19 protein-coding genes are annotated in these 20391 nt (G+C 69.6%); 9 read left to right on the top strand and 10 right to left on the bottom strand.

Translation table 11 applies throughout. The features are described from left to right. The first annotated feature begins 54 nt into the window (after positions 1 to 54). From AB0B61_RS14600 to AB0B61_RS14585, 4 genes are all read left to right on the top strand, one after another. Positions 55 to 1485, top strand: a complete 1431-nt coding sequence (locus tag AB0B61_RS14600) for a hypothetical protein (protein ID WP_358431839.1) — start codon at positions 55 to 57, stop codon at positions 1483 to 1485. 170 nt (positions 1486 to 1655) lie between these two features. After that, positions 1656 to 3290, top strand: coding sequence for an LCP family protein (locus AB0B61_RS14595; RefSeq protein WP_358431837.1), 1635 nt, complete (start codon positions 1656 to 1658; stop codon positions 3288 to 3290). Between the two features lie 176 nt (positions 3291 to 3466). Beyond that, the gene (locus AB0B61_RS14590; protein ID WP_358431835.1) at positions 3467 to 4678 is read left to right on the top strand and encodes an acyltransferase family protein; all 1212 of its coding nucleotides are present in this window, start codon (positions 3467 to 3469) and stop codon (positions 4676 to 4678) included. A gap of 57 nt (positions 4679 to 4735) precedes the next feature. Beyond that, positions 4736 to 5701, top strand: coding sequence for a glycosyltransferase (locus tag AB0B61_RS14585; RefSeq protein WP_358431833.1), 966 nt, complete (start codon positions 4736 to 4738; stop codon positions 5699 to 5701). Positions 5702 to 5794: 93 nt separating this feature from the next. Here AB0B61_RS14585 and AB0B61_RS14580 read toward each other — a convergent pair whose 3' ends face one another. Continuing rightward, positions 5795 to 6670 (bottom strand): helix-turn-helix transcriptional regulator, encoded by an 876-nt coding sequence (locus AB0B61_RS14580; protein WP_358431831.1) that lies wholly within the window; start codon positions 6668 to 6670, stop codon positions 5795 to 5797. Between the two features lie 138 nt (positions 6671 to 6808). On the opposite strand from AB0B61_RS14580, the gene AB0B61_RS14575 reads away from it, so the two are divergent. Further along, positions 6809 to 7828 (top strand): zinc-dependent alcohol dehydrogenase family protein, encoded by a 1020-nt coding sequence (locus AB0B61_RS14575; RefSeq protein ID WP_358431829.1) that lies wholly within the window; start codon positions 6809 to 6811, stop codon positions 7826 to 7828. Here AB0B61_RS14575 and AB0B61_RS14570 read toward each other — a convergent pair. Then, entirely contained in the window at positions 7806 to 8492 is a 687-nt protein-coding gene (locus AB0B61_RS14570) for a sigma factor (protein ID WP_358431922.1), read from the bottom strand. The genes AB0B61_RS14575 and AB0B61_RS14570 overlap by 23 nt on opposite strands. Positions 8493 to 8596: 104 nt before the next feature. Between AB0B61_RS14570 and AB0B61_RS14565 the strand changes: the two genes are divergently transcribed. Next, the gene (locus AB0B61_RS14565; RefSeq protein ID WP_358431827.1) at positions 8597 to 9310 is read left to right on the top strand and encodes an acetoacetate decarboxylase family protein; all 714 of its coding nucleotides are present in this window, start codon (positions 8597 to 8599) and stop codon (positions 9308 to 9310) included. Here AB0B61_RS14565 and AB0B61_RS14560 read toward each other — a convergent pair. From AB0B61_RS14560 to AB0B61_RS14530, 7 genes are all read right to left on the bottom strand, one after another. Beyond that, positions 9307 to 10098, bottom strand: coding sequence for an ATP-binding cassette domain-containing protein (locus AB0B61_RS14560; protein ID WP_358431825.1), 792 nt, complete (start codon positions 10096 to 10098; stop codon positions 9307 to 9309). The genes AB0B61_RS14565 and AB0B61_RS14560 overlap by 4 nt on opposite strands. A gap of 49 nt (positions 10099 to 10147) precedes the next feature. Further along, entirely contained in the window at positions 10148 to 11032 is an 885-nt protein-coding gene (locus AB0B61_RS14555) for a glycosyltransferase (RefSeq protein ID WP_358431921.1), read from the bottom strand. A gap of 187 nt (positions 11033 to 11219) precedes the next feature. Then, positions 11220 to 11987: a CDP-alcohol phosphatidyltransferase family protein gene (locus tag AB0B61_RS14550; protein WP_358431823.1), complete on the bottom strand. Its 768-nt coding sequence runs from the start codon at positions 11985 to 11987 to the stop codon at positions 11220 to 11222. Further along, a complete protein-coding gene (locus AB0B61_RS14545; protein ID WP_225296080.1) occupies positions 11965 to 13005 on the bottom strand; it encodes an iron-containing alcohol dehydrogenase family protein in 1041 nt (346 codons plus the stop codon). The genes AB0B61_RS14550 and AB0B61_RS14545 overlap by 23 nt, the downstream gene beginning before the upstream one ends. A gap of 28 nt (positions 13006 to 13033) precedes the next feature. Then, entirely contained in the window at positions 13034 to 13765 is a 732-nt protein-coding gene (locus tag AB0B61_RS14540) for a phosphocholine cytidylyltransferase family protein (protein ID WP_358431821.1), read from the bottom strand. A 79-nt stretch (positions 13766 to 13844) separates the two neighbouring features. Then, a complete protein-coding gene (locus AB0B61_RS14535; RefSeq protein ID WP_358431819.1) occupies positions 13845 to 14468 on the bottom strand; it encodes a DUF5941 domain-containing protein in 624 nt (207 codons plus the stop codon). Further along, positions 14465 to 15928, bottom strand: coding sequence for a CDP-alcohol phosphatidyltransferase family protein (locus AB0B61_RS14530; RefSeq protein ID WP_358431817.1), 1464 nt, complete (start codon positions 15926 to 15928; stop codon positions 14465 to 14467). Before AB0B61_RS14530 ends, AB0B61_RS14535 begins: the two co-directional genes overlap by 4 nt. Before the next feature lie 95 nt (positions 15929 to 16023). Between AB0B61_RS14530 and AB0B61_RS14525 the strand changes: the two genes are divergently transcribed. Beyond that, the gene (locus AB0B61_RS14525) at positions 16024 to 17415 is read left to right on the top strand and encodes a bifunctional cytidylyltransferase/SDR family oxidoreductase (protein WP_358431815.1); all 1392 of its coding nucleotides are present in this window, start codon (positions 16024 to 16026) and stop codon (positions 17413 to 17415) included. 38 nt (positions 17416 to 17453) lie between these two features. Here AB0B61_RS14525 and AB0B61_RS14520 read toward each other — a convergent pair whose 3' ends face one another. After that, positions 17454 to 18470: a glycosyltransferase family 2 protein gene (locus AB0B61_RS14520; RefSeq protein WP_358431813.1), complete on the bottom strand. Its 1017-nt coding sequence runs from the start codon at positions 18468 to 18470 to the stop codon at positions 17454 to 17456. 69 nt (positions 18471 to 18539) lie between these two features. Here AB0B61_RS14520 and AB0B61_RS14515 point away from each other — a divergent pair, with 69 nt between their 5' ends. Continuing rightward, a complete protein-coding gene (locus tag AB0B61_RS14515) occupies positions 18540 to 19982 on the top strand; it encodes an LCP family protein (protein ID WP_358431811.1) in 1443 nt (480 codons plus the stop codon). Between the two features lie 34 nt (positions 19983 to 20016). Continuing rightward, positions 20017 to 20364, top strand: a complete 348-nt coding sequence (locus AB0B61_RS14510; RefSeq protein WP_358431809.1) for an STAS domain-containing protein — start codon at positions 20017 to 20019, stop codon at positions 20362 to 20364. The last annotated feature ends 27 nt before the right edge of the window (positions 20365 to 20391 follow it).

Below are 20391 nucleotides of genomic sequence, written 5' to 3'. Positions count from 1 at the left end.
GCCCGGTGTGGGCGGTTACGCGAGATCGTGCGAAACGCGGGTAGCGTACGCGACGTGCCGGTGAAGCGGGAGCGGGAGAACGTACAGGTGGAGGAGGCGACGCCCGCCGGCGACCCCGCCCGGACGGCCTCACTGGCGCGGCGGCACGGCTGGTTCCTGGCGGTCCTGGCCCTGGGCGCCGCGCTGCGGGTGGTCACGATGCTGGGTTTCCGCCCGGCCCTGTGGTTCCCCGACTCCTACACCTACATCGTCACCGTCTTCCACCCGCGCCCCGACCTGGTGCGCCCCGCCGGCTACTCGGCCTTCATCAAGGCGCTCGAACCGTTCCACTCGTTCGGCGCGGTCACCGCCGCGCAGCACCTGCTCGGCCTGGCCACCGGCGTGCTGGTCTACTGGTGCGCGCGCCGGGCGCCCAGGTGGGCGGCGACGCTGGCCACGGTGCCGGTGCTGCTGGACGCCTACCAGATCGAGCTGGAGCACCTGCTCGTCTCCGACACGCTCTTCATGTTCCTGATCGTCGCCGCGATCGCGCTCACCCTGGCCGACCGGTCCATGGTGATCGCCGTCGGGCTGCTGCTGGCCGCCGCCACGCTCACCAGGACCGTCGGCCAGCCGCTGATCGTGGTCGTGGCGGCCTGGTTCCTGCTGCGCAGGCGGGTGGGGCTGGCCGGGGTGGTGGTCGTGGCCGCGCTGGCGCCGATCCTCGCGTACGGAGGCTGGTTCTACGCCACCTACCACCGCGTCGGCATCGTCGGGGCGAACGGCGTGTTCCTGTACGCCCGGACGATGTCGTTCGCCGACTGCGCCCAGATGGACCCCCCGCCGGACCTCAAGGTGCTCTGCGACCCCCGGCCGCCCGATCAGCGGCCGCCCTCGCAGGAGTACATCTGGGCCAAGGACTCCCCGCTCGTCGCGCTGCCCGACATCACCTTCACCCAGCGGACCGACGAGCTGGCGGGCCGGTTCGCCTCGCTGGCCATCCGTGAGCAGCCGCTCGACTACGCCGCCTCCGTGCTGTCGGAGCTGGGCCGTTCGTTCGTCTGGGGCCGCCCGGTCTACCCCGACCACGAGATCTACGACTACTACGAGTTCCCCGCCACCTCGCCGCCGCCGCCCGGCCGGTGGGCCGCGCAGCTGGGCGTCGACCTGGGCAAGCGCTACGAGCAGGGGCCGATCGGCACCGAGGTCGTCGAGCCGTACGCCGGCTGGACGCGCGCCTACCAGGACGTGGCCCGCCTGCCGGGCAGCGTGCTGCTGGCCGTCCTGCTCGTCCCGCCCGCCCTGGCGATCAGGCGGCGACGCTCCAGGTCCGTGAGAGGGATTTATGAGCCGCCGGCGTGGCTGCTGCCCTGGTCGACGTCGGTACTTCTGCTGGTGCTGCCCGCCGCCGTGGCCGAGTTCGACTACCGGTACGTCCTGCCGGTCGTGCCCCTGGCCTGCCTGGCGGCGGCCCTCGCCACCCGCGCCGACCTGGGCAAATCCTAAGAGTTTGCCCAGGATATTCCACGATATGTCCAGCTCTGAGTATGCTTTTGCCCGGTAACATCACGCCTGAGTCACGGTCGATTCTCTTGGTCATGGCTGCGGGCACGCCGCCGGTGACCTAGTCTCGTGGCGCAGAACGACCGAGCCGACCGGACTGGGCGAGGGGGCGCATGAGTGACCATTGGAGCGTGTCCGTGGAGGACCGCAGGGTCGCCTCTACACAGCCCGGCAGCCGGATGTCGCGCCGGGCGGCCGCGTCGAACCCTCCTCCTCCGCCGCCACCCGAGGACCTGCCGCCCCGCGGCCACCGCGGCGGCGGTAACGGTGGTGGCAACAAGATGCGCGTGCTGGCCTGGATCAGCATCGCGACCACCTCGCTCATGGTCGCCGGCGCGCTGACCGGATACACGCTCTACCGCGACGCCTTCAGCAACATCAACCAAAAGGGCTTCAAGGAAGACATCCTCACCCCCCGGCCTCCGGACACCGGCGCGCTCAACGTGCTGCTGGTCGGCTCCGACACCCGTGCGGGCAAGGGCAACGCGAAATACGGCCAGAAGCTCGCCAGGACGGCCGACGCCGGCGGCAAGCGCACGGACACGATCATCCTCATGCACATCTCGCCCAACCGGGACCAGGCGCGGCTCATCAGCTTCCCGCGCGACTCGATGGTGCAGATCCCCAGGTGCAAGAACGACACCACGAAGCAGGAGATGCCGAGCCGCCGCGACATGATCAACTCGGCGTACAGCTCGGGCGGGGTCGCCTGCACGATGTCCACGCTGGAGACCCTCACCGGCATCCGCATCGACCACTACGTCGAGGTCGACTTCAGCGGCTTCAAGGCCATCGTCGACGCCCTCGACGGCATCACGATCTGCCTCCAGAACGGCGTCGACGACAAGAACTCCCACCTGAAGCTGCCCCCGGGCAACAGCAAGCTGAACGGCGAGCAGGCGCTGGGCTACGTCCGGCTGCGCCACTACGGTGACGGCAGCGACATCCAGCGGATCAAGCGCCAGCAGATCTTCCTGAGCAAGGTCGTGCAGAAGGCCACCAGCAGCCAGCTCCTCACCGACATCGGCAAGCTCACGAGCTTCATCAAGGCCACGGCCAAGTCGGTGACGATGGACCCGGAGCTGGCCAACGACACCGCTCAGCTCATCGACATCGCCAAGAGCGCGCAGAAGATGACGGCGGGCGGGGTCAAGTTCACCACGATCCCGTGGCAGCCGGACCCCGAGGACAAGAACCGGGTGGTCTGGAAGCAGCCCGACGCCAACGACCTGTTCAACGCGATCAAGAGCGACGTCGAGCTGCCCGAGCCCGCGGCGACGACCGCCGCCACCACGCCCAAGATCAACGTCAAGCCGGAGCAGGTCCAGGTCCAGGTGCTCAACGGCACGACGACGCAGGGCAAGGCCCGCGAGGTCGCCGACCTGCTGAGCAAGGAGGGCTTCAAGGTCACGGGCGTGGGCAACTACCTGGCCGCCGACGGCAAGAGCCAGGCCAACACCCAGGTCCGCTACGCCAAGAAGGCGGCCGACGGCACCACGTACAGCGACGTGCTCATCAAGGCGATGCAGCCCAAGCCGGCCCCGACGGCGGGCAAGCTCAAGCCGACCACCACCGACGTCTACACCCCTCCGGTGCCCGCGCCCTCGACGACCCCGGCCACGGCCAACCCGCCCGTGATCCAGTTGATCATCGGCGAGGACTTCAAGTCGGTCAAGGTCACCAAGCTCCCCGACAGCGTCACCAACAGCACGATCTCCGCGGACAAGCAGAAGAACGTCTGCACCTGACCTCCAAGTTCCCTGTGTAACCGGGTGTTCTCACACCGCTAGTGAGACAGGAGCCTCGCGGCCGGGATAATGTGTTGCGGGTCGGCGACGCGGGTTCGCCCCACGCGATCAAGGACGCGTGCCGCGTGCTGCCTGTCGCGTTCCCCCGACCCCGAGTGAAGCTGAGCGACTCCGTAGTGTCTGACACGAAGCACTCCCCACCGACCACGACTCCCAAGGGTCCCGGTGACGCCGAAGAGGCCACCGGTCCCGCGAGCACAGGAGCGCAGTGGCCGCTGCCGGAGGAGGCTTTCTGGAGTGAGAAGACGGATCCGCACGGCACCGTCCCGCCCGAGGCGGGGCAGGAGAACCCCGAGCCGGAGCCGAAGCCGTCGCCCAAGCCCGAGGCGCCCAGACGCAAGCGCGACCCTTATCTGGACAACGTCAAGTTCGTCCTGATCGCGTTCGTGATCGTCGGCCACTCGCTGGTGCCGACGCTCAACACCGACTCCGCCAGGTCGCTCTACATCTTCATCTACACCTTCCACATGCCGCTGTTCGTGCTCGTCAGTGGCTACCTGTCCAGAAATTTCTGGAACTCCAACGCGAAGACCAACAAACTGGTCGACACGTTCGTGGTGCCGTACGTGATCGTGGAGGTCGGCTACGCGCTGGTCCGGCTTGGTCTGGGGCAGAAGTGGAGCCTCACGATCATCGACCCCGCGTGGATCAACTGGTATCTGCTGGCGCTGCTGTTCTGGCGACTGTCCACCCCCGTGTGGAAGCGGATGAAGCACCCGATCCCGGTGGCGATCGCGATCTACCTGTTCGCCGGGTTCTCGCAGATCTCCGGTGACTTCAGCATGGACCGGTTCTTCGGCCTGATGCCGTTCTTCGTCATCGGGCTCGTGATGCAGCCCGAGCACTTCGAGCTGCTCGACCGCCGGTGGATCAAGATCGTCTCGGTGTTCGTCGTGCTCGGCGCCGCCGCGGTGTCCATCTTCATCGCGCCCAAGGCGCCGCTCAAGCCCTTCTACTACAAGCACAGCTTCCAGGACATGGACCTGTCCTGGTGGATGGGCCTCGGCGTGCGCGCCGGGCTGCTGATCTGCGGGCTGGCCATGAGCTATGCCGTCCTGGCGCTGGTGCCCAGGCGTGAGACGTGGTTCACCGATCTCGGCACCCGCACCCTCTACTGCTACCTGCTCCACGGCATCCCCGTCCTCATCGCCAAGGACCAGGGGTGGCTGGAGCTGCCCTGGCTGCACGGCCCGCTCGGCGTGCTGGCGATCAGTGCGAGCTGTTTCGCCCTGGCCATCGTGCTGTGCCTTCCCGAGACACGCACGCTGTTCAAGTGGGTCCTTGAACCCCGCCTAACCTGGCTGTACCGCCGCCCTTCAGGAAGTTAAGCGGCAATTCCCCCTGCATTTACGCCGTTGACCGGGTGACCGCGCAGCATCGACCGCATGCGGGTTTGCGTCGCCACCACCGTCCACCATCCCGAGGACGCCCGGATCATGCACAGGCAGATCCGGGCGCTGCTCGACGCGGGCCACGAGGTGACCTACGTCGCGCCCTTCACCTACTACAACGTGACGCCCGCGATGGGCGTCACCGCGATCGACGTGCCGCGCGACGCCGGCTACGGCCGGGCGCGGGCGGCGCTCAGGCGCGGCCTCAAGCGCGCCGACCTGCTGATGCTGCACGACCACCGGCTGCTGCACGCCCTGCCCTTCCACCACCCGCCCATTGTCTGGGATGTACGGGAGCAGGTCACCGCCAGGCAGATGGCCCGGGCCGAGAGGCGTCACCACGTGATCACCTCCGCCGTGGTGCCGGAAGCCACCCTGGTGTCGGCGGAGCCTCCACCTCCCGGTGACACCAGGGTGGTGCACATCGGGCGCCTGTCCGCCGGGCGCGGCGTCTCCGAGCTCATCGGGCTGGCCGAGCGACTCGTCCCGCACGGCATCCGGATGGACCTGATCGGCGCCAGCGACCGGGAGATCCGGCCGCTGCTGCGGGACGCGCAGCGGGTCGGGCTGCTCGACTGGTTCGGGTACGTCCCGAACCGCCATGCCCTGCGCATGGCCGAGGGCGCCCTGGCCGGCCTGGCCCTGTCGGAGGAGACGGGCCCGAGGACGCCGACCAAGATCCTCGACTACATGGGCCGGGGGCTCCCGGTGATCACCACCCCGCACGGCTCGATGGCCGAGCGTGTCGGGTGCGGGCTCGTGGTGCCGCTCGACGTGGACGCGCTCGTACACGCCGTACTCGATCTCAAGGAGGACCCAGCGCGGCGGGCGGCGCTGGGGGCGCGCGGCCACGCGGAGGCCCGCCTGCGGCACCACTGGCCCGATCACGCGGCGGAGTTCGTGGCCAGGATGGAACGGTGGGCCGGGGTCAGCGTGCCCGCCCACTCCCTGGCCGTCTAGGGGGCAGGACCGGGGGTGACGTTCACGCCAGGCTAGGAGGCCGGCCCAGGGGCGACGTTCACGCCAGGCTAGGAGACAGGCCGGGAGTGACGATCACGCCGGCGGTGCCGCGGTGCCGGGTACGAACGTGTGGGTGGCGGCCCAGCTGGCCAGCAGGCGGAGCTTGTCCTCGGAGTCGCTGCCGGGTTCGGTGCCGTATGCCACCAGGGTGAGGTCGTCGGCGGCCAGCGCGAGGGACTCGTAGGTGAGATGGAGATCGCCTACGACGGGGTGGTGGAAGGGTTTGGCGCCCTTGTGGTGCTGGCGGACGTCGTGGTGGGCCCAGCGGGCGCGGAAGTCGTCGCTGCGGGTGGACAGCTCGCCGATGAGATCGGTGAGGGTCTTGTCGTAAGGGTCGCGGCCGGCCTGGGTGTGCAGGAGGGCGACGGTGTCGTTGGCGGCGCGTTCCCAGTCACCCCAGAACTGGTGGGATCGGGCATCGAGGAAGATGAACCGGGCGTGGTTGGGGGTGGCGCCTCGGGCGGCTTCGATCATGGGGGCGTACAGGGCGCGGCCGAGCAGGTTGGTGGCCAGGACGTCGCCACGGCCGTTCATGACGAAGGCCGGTGCCTCGGTCATGGCGTCCAGCAGCCGCTGCACGTTGGGCCGCACGGTGTGCGGGGCGGGGCGGCGCCGGCGGCGCGAGCCGGGTCCGGCGGTGCGGGCCAGGTCCTCCAGATGGGTGCGTTCTTCGTCGTTGAATCGCAGGGCGCGGGCCAGGGCGTCCAGGACGCTGCCGGAGACCCCGGACAGATCGCCGCGTTCCAGGCGGGAGTAGTACTCCACGCTGACCCCGGCCAGCTGGGCGACCTCGGCGCGGCGCAGGCCGGGCACCCGCCGCCTGCCGGAGGACGGCAGCCCCGCCTGCTGCGGGCTGATCCTGGCCCGGCGTGAGGTCAGGAACTCACGGATCTCGCTGCGGTTGTCCACTTTTCCAGGTTAGGCGGCCTTGCCTTTGGGAGGGGTGCCCTGTCATTACACCTTTAGCCAGTGCCTTCCACCCAGCCTGACCAGCGCTTTTGATGGGTAGTGGCTACTGCCTGGCGAGAAACTGAAGGAGTGAAGGCTATGCGTGGTGTGGTGATGCACGCCCCCGGCGACGTTCGCGTACAGGACCTGGCCGACCCGCGGATCATCGAGCCGACCGACGCGATCATCCGCGTCACGGCGACCTGCGTGTGCGGATCGGACCTGTGGCCCTATCGCGGCGTCGAGGAGGTCCACGAGCAGCCGATGGGCCACGAGTACGTCGGCGTGGTCGAACAGGTCGGCAGCGAAGTCAAGATCATCAAACCCGGTCAGTTCGTCGTGGGCACGTTCGTCGCCGCCGACGGCACCTGCGAGATCTGCCGCTCGGGCTACCCCTCTTCGTGCGTCCACCGGGTGTTCGTCGGCCAGGTCGGCACCCAGTCCGAGCGCGCTCGGATCCCCTGGGCCGACGGCACCCTGGTGGCCACTCCCGGCACCCCCGAACCCGACCTGATCCCCAGCCTGCTGGCCGCCTCCGACGTCCTGGGCACCGGCTGGTTCGGTGCGGTGGGCGCCGAGGCCGGTCCCGGCAAGACGGTCGCGGTCGTCGGCGACGGCGCGGTCGGCCTGCTGGCGGTGCTGGCGGCCAAGCAGCTGGGCGCCGAGCGGATCATCGCCATGAGCCGCCACGAGGCGCGCCAGAAGCTGGCCATCGAGTTCGGCGCCACCGACATCGTCACCGAGCGCGGTGACGAGGGCGTGGCGAAGATCAAGGAACTGACCGGCGGGCTGGGCGCGCACTCGGTCGTCGAGGCGGTCGGCACCCAGGAATCGATGCGGCAGGCCATCGGCTCCGCCCGCCCGGGTGGTCACGTCTGCTTCGTGGGCGTCAACCACGACGTCACCCTCCTCGGGGAGGAGCTGTTCTTCGCCCAGGTGCACCTGCTCGGCGGCCCGGCCCCGGTGCACCGGTTCCTGCCCGAGCTGATCCAGCTGATCTGGGACCGCGAGATCGACCCCGGCAAGGTCTTCGACCTCCAACTGCCTCTGGAGGAGGCCGCCGACGCCTACAAGGCGATGGACGAGCGACGCGCCATCAAGGTGCTCCTGACCGTCTGATCTTCCGCAACTCGCCGATCGTGGCCAGCGAGTCCACATAGGCGTAGGCCAGACCGTCGTTCGCGGCCTTACGGAGGCGGGCCAGGCTCAGGTCGAAGTCGTGCAGGTTGTCGTCGTCGTAGTCCTTGAGGATGCCCACCCAGCGGCGGAAGTTCGCGAGGTCCAGCTTGATCGCCTCGTCGGGCTGGATCACGTGGACCTTCTTGGTCGTCAGTTCGGGCATCGGGGCTCTGTCCCACGTCGTCATCCCGCCCCACGTTATGGGAATCGAACTGGGGCGCCGCTCGTACACCACCTTGTCGACGGAGCTCCGGTATCTGGCGGTGAAGGAGCTGAGCTCATCGGTGGTGAGCGGCTTGGCGAATTCGATCACCGCCAGCGCGTTGAGCTCTTCCGGGAGCCTGGCCAGGACCTTGCGGCTGTCCCCCTTGGGCTGGTTGCCCGTGCTCACGTTGGCCAGGGCCCTGCTCAGGGTGGTGTCGGCGCCGTTGCCGAGCGGCAGCCTGCCCACGTGGCCGAAGAAGTCCGCGTTCTCGCCGCGCCAGCCGAGCAGCGCCCGGGTCGCCTTGACGAATGTCTCCTGGGCCAGGTCCTCGGCGAGGTGGGGGTCGCGGGTGCGGCGTAACAGGAACCCGCACACGAGCGCCCAGTGCTCTCGGTACAGCTCCTCGATGATGATGCCCTCCGCGTTCTTGCGATTGTCACAACAGAGCAGACGCGATTCGGGCAGGAATGGTCACACGGCTTTCCGGTTGATGTACTGGACTCATGTCTTCGCATCTGATCCAGGGCCGCACGGTGAGCATGCCCGTCCAGGTGAGAGACGCCATGGTCTGCAGCGTCATGTATCCCGTACGGGCCGACGCCGCCAGGGCGGTGATCGCCTACTCGGGGCTGGACGTGGCCGAGGTGTTCCCGGGCAAGGCCATCTGCGTGCTGGTGTTCGTCGATTACCGGGAGAGCGATCTGGACGCCTACCACGAGGTCGGCGTGGCGTTCCTGGTACGTCCGCCGGGCGTGGCGCAATCGGTCGGGCTGGGCGATCTGCGGCGGGCCGGGGTGTTCATCCACTGGCTACCGGTCGACCAGGAGTTCACCTTGGACGCGGGCCGCCGCATCTGGGGCTTTCCGAAGGAGCTGGCCGACATCGACCTGCGGCTCGACTCGGCGTACAAGCGCTGTGTCCTGCGCAGGGACGGGCGGCTGGTGCTCGACCTGCTGCTCAGACCGGGTCTGCCCGCGCCGGGCGCGGGCGCGCTGGTGCCGCTGGACGCCTTCACGCATCGGGAGGGCGTGACACGCCGCGTCCCGTGGTCGGTGACGGCCCGGGGCGTCCGCGTACGGCCCGGCGGCGCGCTCATCCGCCTGGGCAACCACCCGATCGCCAAGGAGCTGAGCGAGCTCGGCCTGCCGAAGCGCCCCCTGCTCACCACCACGGTCGCCCACGCGGCCATGACCTTCGGCGACGCGATGGCCATCTAGGCCCGGGCGCTCCACCGTCCGTCGACGCGGCTGATCCGCACCGGGTGGTCGAAGCACTTGCTCACCAGGTCGGTGGTCAGCACCTCGTCCACCGGCCCCGAGGCCATGCACTCGCCCTCCCGCAGCAGCAGCGCGTGGGTGGTGCTGGCGGGCAACTCCTCCAGATGATGGGTCACCAGTACGGTGGCCAGCGCCGGGTGCTCCCGGCGCAGCACGTCGAGGCTGGCGAGCAGCTGCTCCCGGGCGGCCAGGTCCAGCCCGGTGGCGGGCTCGTCGAGCAGCAGCAGCCGCGGCCTGGGCATGAGGGCCCGTGCGATCAGCGCCCGGCCCCGCTCGCCCTGGGACAGGTAGGGCCAGCGCGCCTCGGCCTTGCGCGCCATCCCCATCATCCCGATCAGCCGCAGGGCCTGCTCCTCCTGCTCGGCGGTGGGCTGCCATCGAGGAACGAGCTCGATGGTGTTGGTGGCCCCGGTCAGCACGAGGTCGCGCACCCGGAGGCCGGACTCCAGCGAATGCCGTGGATTGACGTGCCCCAGGAAGGAGCGAAGCTCGCGCATGTCGACCCGGCCGAGCCGATGCCCCAGGACCTCGACGACCCCTCGCGTGGGGTGCTTCACCGCCCCCAGAAGGTCGAGCAGCGTGCTCTTCCCGGCCCCGTTGGGCCCCAGCAGGGCCCAATGCTCGCCCTGCCCGACCGTCAGAGAGATCGAGCGCAACAGGGAGGTGCCGTCGCGCACCACATCGACCTCGATCGCGCGCAGAACGGGCCCACCGGCAACAGGATCCATCTGCGCAGGCTATCAACAGTCATCAGATGTCTGAGGACTGACCGGTCCCTCAGACGATGGGCGGGCGTCCTAGCTTCACCATGCGCCACGCGGTTTGCCAGGCCATCGGGCGGCGCTCGCCGGCCGACGTCCGCAGCCCCTCGAAGAACCCGGTGAACCACGCCTTGATCGCCACCCCGGACCGGCGCTCCCGGATCAGCGTCAGCACCACCCAGTCGAGCAGGTAGAGCGCCGCCAGCGGCCACGGCAGGTTGCGCCGCGCCAGCCACACCCGGTTGCGCGCGTTGAGCCGGTAGAACTCGGCGTGGCGCGTCGGCGGGACCTGCGGGTGGTACATGACCGTCTCGGCGTCGTACTCGATCCGGTAGCCCTCACCCAGCAGCCGCCAGGCCAGGTCGGTCTCCTCGTGAGCGTAGAAGAACTGCTCCGGCAGGCCGCCCACCTGGAGGAAGGCCGAGCGGCGGATCGCCGAGGCGCCGCCGAGGAAGGTGGTGACCGGCGAGGATCGTTCGGGGTCACCCGCGCGCAGGCGCGGGACGTGGCGCCGCTGGCCGATGCCGCCGTCGGGGTCCATCACCCGGAAGGAGATGACCGCGAGGTCGGGCTCGGTGGCGAAGCGGTCACGGACGTGGGAGACGACCTTCTGGTTGGCGTACCAGCCGTCGTCGTCGAGGAACAGCACGACATCACCGGAGCACTCCTCGACGCCGCGATTGCGGCCGGCCGGGATGCCGGTGTTGCGTTCGAGCCGGACCGTCTTCACGGTCGCGGACGAGCCAACGGGTGGCGTCGCCGACACCTCGGGCACGTCGGCGCCGTTACCCACGATCACCACCTCGACGTCGCCGTCGATCTGGTGCAGCGCGGACTCGACCGCCCGGTTCAGCTCCGCGACCCGGTTGCCCATGGTGAGGATGACGCACGAGATCTTCAACGGGTCATCGTCCTGACGCGTCGAGAACACGAGCGGAGCATTCTTTCATGATCACCGAGTCTGCTGGTATGCATATTTCCTGATATTGGTGGAGCCAAGCGTATCGGAACCGAAGGTGAACCCCCGCCAAACTGCGGACGTCCGATCAATACGACGAGCGAGGGGCTCCGCCGGTTCCGATGTACTTTCACGCAAGCCGCCTCGATGCCAGGATGCTGACCAGGTGCAGGACGGTCTGCAGGACCGCGGCCACGAAACAGGCGATGAGCAGAACGCGCGAGGCGAGCAGATCGCCCGCCACGGCGTCGATCACCGCGGCCACGACCGCGAGCATGGACAGCTCGATCGGCTGCACGATCCGGTGGAACTTCGTCGCCCCCACCACCCGCCGGGCCAGCCCCAGCAGCCCGGACCGGAACTCCCCGACGGACGCCTCACTGGCGCTCGACAGGCCGCCCTTGGCCCTGGCCACGTCCACGAGGTCGGTCTCGGCCTTGATGAGGATCGCGCCGAGCGCGGCGGCGACGCCGAGCACGGTGTACCAGTCAGGCAGGACGGCCGATGCCCGCCAGCCCAGCCCGATCAGCAGCGCGGCCTCGGTGAAGTAGGCGCCGACGCGGTCGAGGTAGACCCCGACCAGCGAGGTGCGGCCCGTCCAGCGGGCCAGCTCACCGTCGGAGCAGTCCAGCAGCAGGTAGACCTGGACGAGCAGGGCGGCGCCCACGGCGGCCCACAGGCCCGGCAGCGCCAGCACGACCCCGGCCACGATCCCGGCCACCGTCATCACCCAGGTGAGCTGGTTGGGCGTGATGGAGGTCTTGGCCGTCAGCCAGGTGACGTAGATGGACAGCCGGCGCATGTAGAGCACGCCCGCCCAGTGCTCGCCGTTTCTGCGCTCCAGGTGTCCGGCGGGCTGGGCGACCCGCCGGATCTCAGCGACCGAAGGCCCGGACATAGTCCCCCACCCGATCGCGGACCTCGGACTCCGACATGCGCAGGTGCTCCAGGATCGTGTAGCGGCCGGGACGGGTGGCGGGCGCCAGCGTGACGGCCTCGGCGAACTGCTCGCCGCTCAGGCCGATGTCGGCCGGGACGACGGGCAGCTCGTGCTGTCGCAGGCAGTCAGTGACCTGCTTGAGCCGGGCGGCGTCCTCCCTGAGGAAGAAGCAGAAGGCGGCACCGATCCCGGCGAGCTCGCCGTGATTGGAGGTGCCGGGGAAGAGCTGATCCACGGCATGAAGGATCTCATGGTCTCCACCACTCGCGGGCCGAGACGACCCGGCGATGACCATCGACATGCCCGACAGGATCAGCGATTCGGCCAGAACGGTCAGGAAGGCATCCGATTCGATGGAATCGGTCCGGCCGACCAGCGCCTCGGCCGCCATGCGGGCCATCGAGCAGGCCAAGCCGTCGATGGGCTCGCCGCGCTCCACGTTGCCGAGCTGCCAGTCCTCGATGGCCGACAGGTTGCTGACCACGTCGCCGACCCCCGAACGGACCAGCGATTCGGGCGCACTGTGCACGAAGTCGAGGTCGACCAGGACCGCCAGCGGCATCGGCACGCCGAACGTGCCCTTGCCGCCCTCGTACACCAGCGAGGCCGTGGGCGAGCAGATGCCGTCGTGGGAGAGGTTCGTGGCCACGGCGACCATCGGGATGCCCGCCAGCGAGGCGGCGTATTTGGTCGCGTCGATGGTCCGGCCGCCGCCGACGCCGACGACCACCTCGTAGGCGCCCTTACGCAGGTCGGCGCCGAGCGAGACGGCCGCGTCGACCGAGCCGTCGGACACCCTGAACACCTCGGCCTCGCCGAGCGTGGGCGCGATCAGGCCCTCGATGTGGTCGCCCTGCCCCGGGCCCACGGCGACGGCGACCCGGCCGGAGGTCGCCACCCGGGTGTCGGCCAGTAATGCGCCGAGCTCCGCCACCGCGCCCCGCCTGACCATGATGGCCAGGGGCGCGGGCAGCATCCGCGCTAGAAGCGGCATGCCCGCCTCCTCAGTAGCGAACGGCTATGGTACGAGCCTTGGCCAGGTCGTCGTGGTTGTCCACCTCGACCCAGTCGACCTCCCCGATGGGGGCGACGTGGATCCGCTCGCCGCGCGCGACCATCTCCTGGTAGCCGTCCTCGTAGTAGAGCTGCGGATCGCGCTCGAAGGTGGCCCGCAGCGCGTCGGCCAGGCGCTCGGCGGCGCCGGGGCGGATGAGCGTGGCGCCGATGTACTCGCCGTAGGCGGTGGCCGGGTCCATCAGCTTGGTGATCCGCTTGAGGTCGTCGCCGTCGAGGGTGACCTTCATCTCCTCGTCGGCCAGCCGCTTCACGTTGTCGACCGCGAGCAGGATGTCGCTGGTCTCGGGCGCCGACAGCAGCGTCTTCTCCACCGAGACGGGGTGCACGGTGTCGCCGTTGACCAGCAGCGCGCCCTGCGCGAAGTAGTCGCGCGCGCACCACAGGGAGTAGGCGTTGTTCCACTCCTCGGCCTTGTCGTTGTGCACGAGGGTGAGCTTGACGCCGTGCCGCTTCTCCAGCTCGTCCTTCCGCTCGTGTACGGCCTGCGCCGCGTAACCGACGACGATCACGACCTCGCGCAGGTCCACCTCGGCGAGGTTGCGCAGCGAGATGTCCATGATCGTGGTATCACCGTCGACCGGCACCAATGCCTTCGGCAGCGTGTCGGTGTACGGTCGCAGGCGTCGTCCGGCTCCAGCGGCCAGCACCATTCCCAGCAACGTGCACTCCTCAGTCGAGCATCTACTCCGTAGGACCCAAAGGTTAGTTGGCTTTTGGCCCTCAGCGGGTAATCGACCGTTAGTCTCGCGTTTCCGTGGCGGTCGCGGCCACCCCGGAGGGAGAGGTGGCGAGCCAGCAGGTGAGGCTCTCCCATCCGAACAGGACCCACAGATACGCGGCGAGCAGCACGAATCCGCCGGTCACCGCGCCCACGATCGCCGCCAGCGAGATCACGATCATCCGGCCCTCCCAGCCCAGCCCGTACGTGCTCAGCCACGGCGGCGGATAGGCCCGCTGGCGCAGGCGGTAGATCAGGTCGTAGTGGTGGAAGGCCAGCGCGCCGAGCAGCGCGAAGATCAGCACCGGCGGCACCCCGTGGGCGAACCCGCAGGCCGCGATGAAGGTGTATTCGATCAGCCGCAGGATCGGCGGCACCAGCCAGTCGAGGCGGCCGTCGTGCGGATGGGAGCTGCCCGGCCCGGCCAGCAGCAGCGTCACGGCGGGCGCGAAGACCGCCAGCCCGTCGGACCCCGCCACGCCGATCAGCAGCAGCACGCCGATCACGAACGCCCCGGCGATCAGCGGAGGCAGCGGCGGGAGCTGCCCGGACACCAGCGCGCCCATGCCGCGCGACAGCGGCCCGTCGTCGCGGTAGGCCACGACATAGCTGCTCGGCACGGGCGTCATCTGCACCGCGGTCATCGCGCGGTCCTCGCGATCCGGCCGACGAGCAAGTAGACGGTCGCCACGCCCCCCCAGCCGAGGAGCGCGACGAAGGTGACCCGGGCGTTGTACACGCCGGCGGTGATCGCGATCAGCGCCATCCGCTCCCCGATCGGCAACACGATCGCTTTCTTCATCCACCGGAGGACCTTCTCTCGCTCCATGCGGTGCGCCAGGCGGAGGACTCCCGGCTTGGGTACGCCGTGGTGCTCTCCCTCGGCCGAGTTCAGCAGCGAGCTCACCGGCTTGGCGCCCAGGGCGCCGGCCCGGCTCGCGTCGGCCACGCCGGCCGCGAAGGAGTAGTTGATCGAATGCCGTACCGTCTGCAGGATCATCGCGGCGACGGCCAGATACCAGATGCCGTCGGGGCCGCCCTCGCTCAACGGCAGCCCGGCGGCGTAGCCGAAGGCGAGCCCCACGTAGACGACGTACTCCTTCAGCCGGTCGGCCATGCTGTCGAGCCACGCGCCCAGCGGCGTGAAGGCGCGGGTGTAGCGGGCCAGCTGGCCGTCGAGGCAGTCGCAGGCGAACGACAGGTAGAGCAGCCCGGCCCCGGCGAGCTGCGCCCAGCGGTTGCCCGCCCCGAACCAGACCGCCGACAGCACGGCCAGGCCGATCGAGATGCCGGTGACGGCGTTGGGCGTGAGCTTCAGCCGGGCGGCGGGACGGATGAGATGGCGGGTCCAGGACGAGACGAGGTAAGTGCTGACGAAGCCGTCGTCCGCCTTGACCGAGGTGTTGAGGCGTACCTGGGACTCGTCGACGTCGGCGAGCCTGCTGACCGCGGTGTCCGCCGAGACCTGGCCGGTCACCCGGTCGCAGTGCAGCTGCCCGATGCCGGCGGCGCGTACCTTCACCCCCGATCTGACCAGGCCCACCAGCAGCAGGTCGACCGCCTCGACGGTGGTGACCGGGCCGAGCTTGCCGGTCTCGGCCAGGTCGGCCAGCTCCTCGGCGACGTCGGCCAGCGCGTTCAGGTCGGCCTGACCGGCCTGGAGGACGCCGCGGAAGGTGGCGTTGGCCTCGGGCACGAGGTGGAAGGAGCTGCCGGCCGCGACGATCCTGCCGCCCTCGACCCGCACCGGCGGCCGCATCGGCGCGGCCGTGGCGTCGTAGGAGACCAGGGCGCTCGTGTCGCGCTTGGGATGCTCCAGGAGCAGTGAGAGTGCCTCGGTGTGGGTGACGAGGTCGGCGGGCAGCACGACCAGCGTCCCCGGCGCGGCGCGCGCGAGCTTGGCGACGCCGCGCAGGTCGGTGCTGAGGCCGCCGAGCCCGTCGTTCGGCGACACCACCTGGACGTCGAGCACCGACAGCTCGGCCAGCTGGCCGTTGAGCCGGTCGAGCAGCGTGCCGTCGGCACAGGACAGCCGGCAGGCGGGTGTCGTGGCGAGCAGCACCACCGAGGTGGTCGTGCTCTCGCGGGTCAGTGAATCGGTCACGGCGCAGGTCTCCTCCCGGTCGCGAGGGAGTGCGTGGACACAGCGTAGCGACAGGGCAACGCGATATCACGGAACCGGACCGTTACGCTCCCCCTATGGAATCTCGGCTGCGCTCCGTAGGGGTGGTCCTGGCAGGCGGCGTGGGTCAGCGTGTCGGGCTCAACACCCCCAAGCAGCTCATCAAGCTCGCCGGTCGGACGATTCTGGAGCACACGCTCGCCCTGTTCAACGGCTCGCCCGACATCGACGAGGTCGTGGTGCTGATGACTCCCGGCTTCGCCGACACGGTCAAGGAGATCGTGGAAAGGGGCGGTTTCGACAAGGTCAGCCAGATCGTCGAGGGCGGCGCGAGCCGCCCCGAGAGCACCTGGCGCGCGCTCAAGGCCCTGGGCCCGAGGGAGTGCAACGTGCTCCTGCACGACGCTGTACGGCCCCTCCTGGAGCCCCGGATCATCACGGAGTGTGTCAGGGCCCTGCAGACGCATGCGGCCGTGGGCGTGGCGATCCCGAGCTCCGACACCGTCGTGGTGGCCGCCCCTGGGCCTCATGGCGAGACCATTCACGACATTCCCGACCGATCCCGGCTGCGGCGCGTCCAGACACCGCAGTGCTTCCGGCTGTCGCTGATCCGCGAGGCGTACGAGCGGGCCTTCGCCGACCCCGACTTCGACCGGCGGCCGGCCACCGACGACTGCGGCGTGCTGCTGCGCTACCTGCCCGACGTCCCGATCCACATCGTGCCGGGCAGCGAGCGCAACATGAAGATCACCCATCCGGTCGACGTGTACATCGCCGACAAGCTCCTCCAGCTGGCCGCCACGAGCGCGCCCATTCCCGGCCCGAGGGACTACCGGGAGGCGCTCGACGGCCGGACCATGGTGGTCTTCGGCGGCGGCTACGGCATCGGCGCCGACGTCGTCGAGCTCGCCGCCGGCCACGGCGCCCGCGTGCACTCCTTCTCGCGCACCCAGAACGGCGTGCGGGTGGAGGACTACGACCAGGTGGCCAAGGCGCTGGCGCAGGTGGGCCGGGTCGACTACGTGGTCAACACCGCGGACGTGCTGCACATGGGCAAGCTCGCCGAGGTCACCGACGAGACCATCGCCGAGGCCGTGGGCGTCAACTACCTGGGCCCGGTCAACGTGGCCCGCGCCGCCTACCCGTACCTGCGTGAGAGCGCGGGCCGCCTGCTGCTCTACACCTCTTCCAGCTACACCAGGGGCCGGGCCGGCTACAGCCTCTACTCCTCGACGAAGGCCGCCGTCGTCAACCTCACGCAGGCGCTCGCCGACGAGTGGGCCGCCGACGGCATCCGGGTCAACTGCGTCAACCCCGAGCCCACCGGCACGCCTACGCGCGAGCGCGCGTTCGGCGAAGAGCCTCCGCACACCCTGCTCTCACCGCGCGCGGTCGCCCAGACCTCGCTGGACGTCCTCATCTCCGACCTGACCGGGCAAGTGATAGACGTGCGCCTGGACGACGCTTGACCCGCTCAGGCCGGAGTTTCCGGAGGGACTGACCAGGCTCAGCGCGGGGGTCGGGCGAGTCTGCGCGGGCTCGTGAGGAAGCCCCAGCCCCAGGACATGTGCATGGCGGCGTACACGATCGGCAGTCTGGCCTTCACCGCCCCCGGCAGCCCGCTGCCCGTCAGGACGGAGCCCGCCACGATCGCGACGGCGTAGCCGCCGGGCGCGATCAGCGCGAGGGGGAAGAACGGCGAGACGAGCAGGCCGAGCACGATCGCCAGCACCGCGGCGGGGGGCGCCAGGTAGCGCAGGTTGATCGTGCCCTCGTGGGTGCGCGAGACCACCCGGCGCCAGCGCCCGTAGTGGAAGTACTGCTTGGCCAGCGCCTTCACGTTGGGCCGGGGGCGGTAGGAGACCCGCATGCGCGGCTGGAACCAGACCAGCCCGCCGGTCTGGCGGATGCGGTGGTTCATCTCCCAGTCCTGGGCCCGCTGGAAGTGCTCGTCGTAGCCGCCGACCCGGTCGAGCGCCGCGCGCCTGAACACCCCCAGGTAGACGGTGTCGGCGGGGCCCGCCGTGCCGCCCACGTGGAAGGCGGCCGCGCCCACGCCGATCTTGGAGGTCATCGCGCACGCGACGGCCTTCTCGAACGGCGTGATGCCCTCGGCCGCCATGACGCCGCCGACGTTGTCGGCGCCGGTCTCCCTCAGCGTCTCCACGGCGACGCGCAGGTAGTCGGAGGGCAGCATGGCGTGCCCGTCGACCCTGGCGATGATGCCGTTGCGGGAGGCGCCGATGGCGGCGTTGAGCGCGTTGGGCGTGCGACCTGTGGGGTTGGGCACCACGGTCACCCGCCGGTCGGCCGCCGCGATGGCGTCGGCGACCTGTTGGGTACGGTCATGTGAGGGCCCCACGGCGAGAACGACTTCGATCTCACCTGGGTAGCTCTGGGCGAGGACCATGTCTACGGCCTCGCGTAGATGCCGCTCCTCGTTGAGGACCGGCATGACGACGGAGATGGGCGGCCAGCCGTGCGTCTCCGCTGGCGCGTGCGGCGAGTCGGGGAACTGCTTCATGGCGGGGCTCACGCTACTGTACGAGCAGGGGAGGACGGCAATCCCGCGGTGGCACGAGGGGGGCAGGGCATGCGCGACCCGGGCGAGGAGGACGCTGGAGTACACGTGGGCGGCGACGCCTACGGCGGCGTCAAGCTCGTGGGCAGGCGCACGCGCAGGCCGCTCAAGAGCGCCAAGGCCCGGCGCCGGAATCTGATCCTCTCGGGTGTGCTGTCCGTGGGCGTCCTGGCCGGCACCGGTGTGGTGTGGGCGACGCCGAAGCAGATCGGCACGGTCGACGCGGGCGTGACCGAGTCGGCCCCCCGCGGCGCCATGAACATCCTGCTCGTCGGCGTCGACAAGCGCGACGACCTCACCCGCAAGCAGCAGAACGAGCTCAAACTGGGCCGCGAGTCGGGCCAGCGCACCGACACCATGATGGTGATCCACCTGTCGGAGGACCACAGCAGGGTCACCGTGGTGAGCCTGCCCCGCGACACCTGGCTGACCATCCCCGGCAAGGGCGATCACAAGATCAACTCAGCCTACCAGTTCGGCGGTCCCAAGCTCGCCCGCCAGACCGTCGAGCAGGCCACCGGGCTGCGGATCAACCGCTACATCGAGGTCAACGTCCTCGGCTTCATCAACGTGGTCGACTCCCTCGGCGGCGTCACCGTCTGCACGCCCGTGCCGATCAAGGACCCCAAGGCCGGGCTGGACCTCGCGGCCGGCACCCACGAGCTGAAGGGCACCCAGGCGCTCGGCTACGCCCGCACCCGCGCCACCGCCCGTTCCGACCTCGACCGCATCGACCGGCAGCAGCAGGTCATCTCGGCGCTGCTGAACCGCGCGCTCAGCGCCGGCACGCTGGCCAACCCGGCCCGGCTCAACTCGTTCGTCAGCTCCACGCTGAGCACGATCAAGGTCGATCCCGACGACGACCTGATCGGGCTGGCCACCCAGCTCAGGGACGTCTCGCTGGACAACGTGAAGTTCGCCGACGTGCCGCTGGCCAACGTGGACTTCAAGGCTCCCACCGGGGAGTCGGCGGTGCTCTGGGACAAGCAGGCGTCCCGTGACCTCTTCAACCGGATCAAGGCCGACGAGGACCTGTCCAAGCCCAGCCCCGCTCCCAGCTCGTCCGCTTCGTCCTCCGCCAAACCCACCATCCCGGCGGATCGGATCGCGCTCAAGGTGCTCAACGGCACGCTCATCACCGGCCTCGGCGCCCGCACCAAGACGGCGCTGGTCGCCGCCGGGTTCCAGGTGACCGGCACCCCGGGCAACACCAAGCGCAAGGACTACAAGAAGACGGTCGTACGGTATGGGCCCGGTCGCGAGGACTCGGCCCGCACGGTCGCCGCGGCCATCCCCGGGGCCGATCTGGTTCAGATGGACGAGGACGGCATCGAAGTGATCGTCGGCAGCGACCAGCCGAAGATCGGTAAAGTGAAGGCCTCGACCACGCCAAGCGCCAAGCCCACCACTACACCGGTTACTAAAACGGCGACCCAGAACATCTGTAAGAAATAGGCATATCCCCCCTCCATTCGGGCACCTGACAGCCATGGTGGTCAGGTCGTGGCGAGAGGAACCGCTTACCGTCTTGCATGCCGTCGGAGACCTCGACGTGGCCGGCGCTCCGCGCCTCCAAGCCGCGCTCGATCAGGTGCTGGCCTCCGCCGACCCCCCGAAACTGGTGCTGGATCTGACCGACGTGCCCTTCTGCGACTCCGTGGGGCTGGGTGTGCTGGTGGCCACCCACAGCCATGTGCGGCACGCGCACGGCAGGTTCATCCTGGTTCTCGCTCCCGGCATGATCAGTCATCTGCTGACGATCACCAACCTCGACCGGCACTTCGAGACGTGCTCGTCGCTGCTGGAGGCGCGGGCGGTGCTCGGGGCGGCGGCCTGAGATCGAACGATCGTCGAAGGTGTGCTA

This window comes from Nonomuraea sp. NPDC049158, assembly GCF_040648335.1.
Classification (GTDB): Bacteria; Actinomycetota; Actinomycetes; order Streptosporangiales; family Streptosporangiaceae; genus Nonomuraea.
The sequence above is the reverse complement of the archived record's forward strand: the minus strand, read 5'-3'. Positions and strand labels throughout refer to the sequence as shown.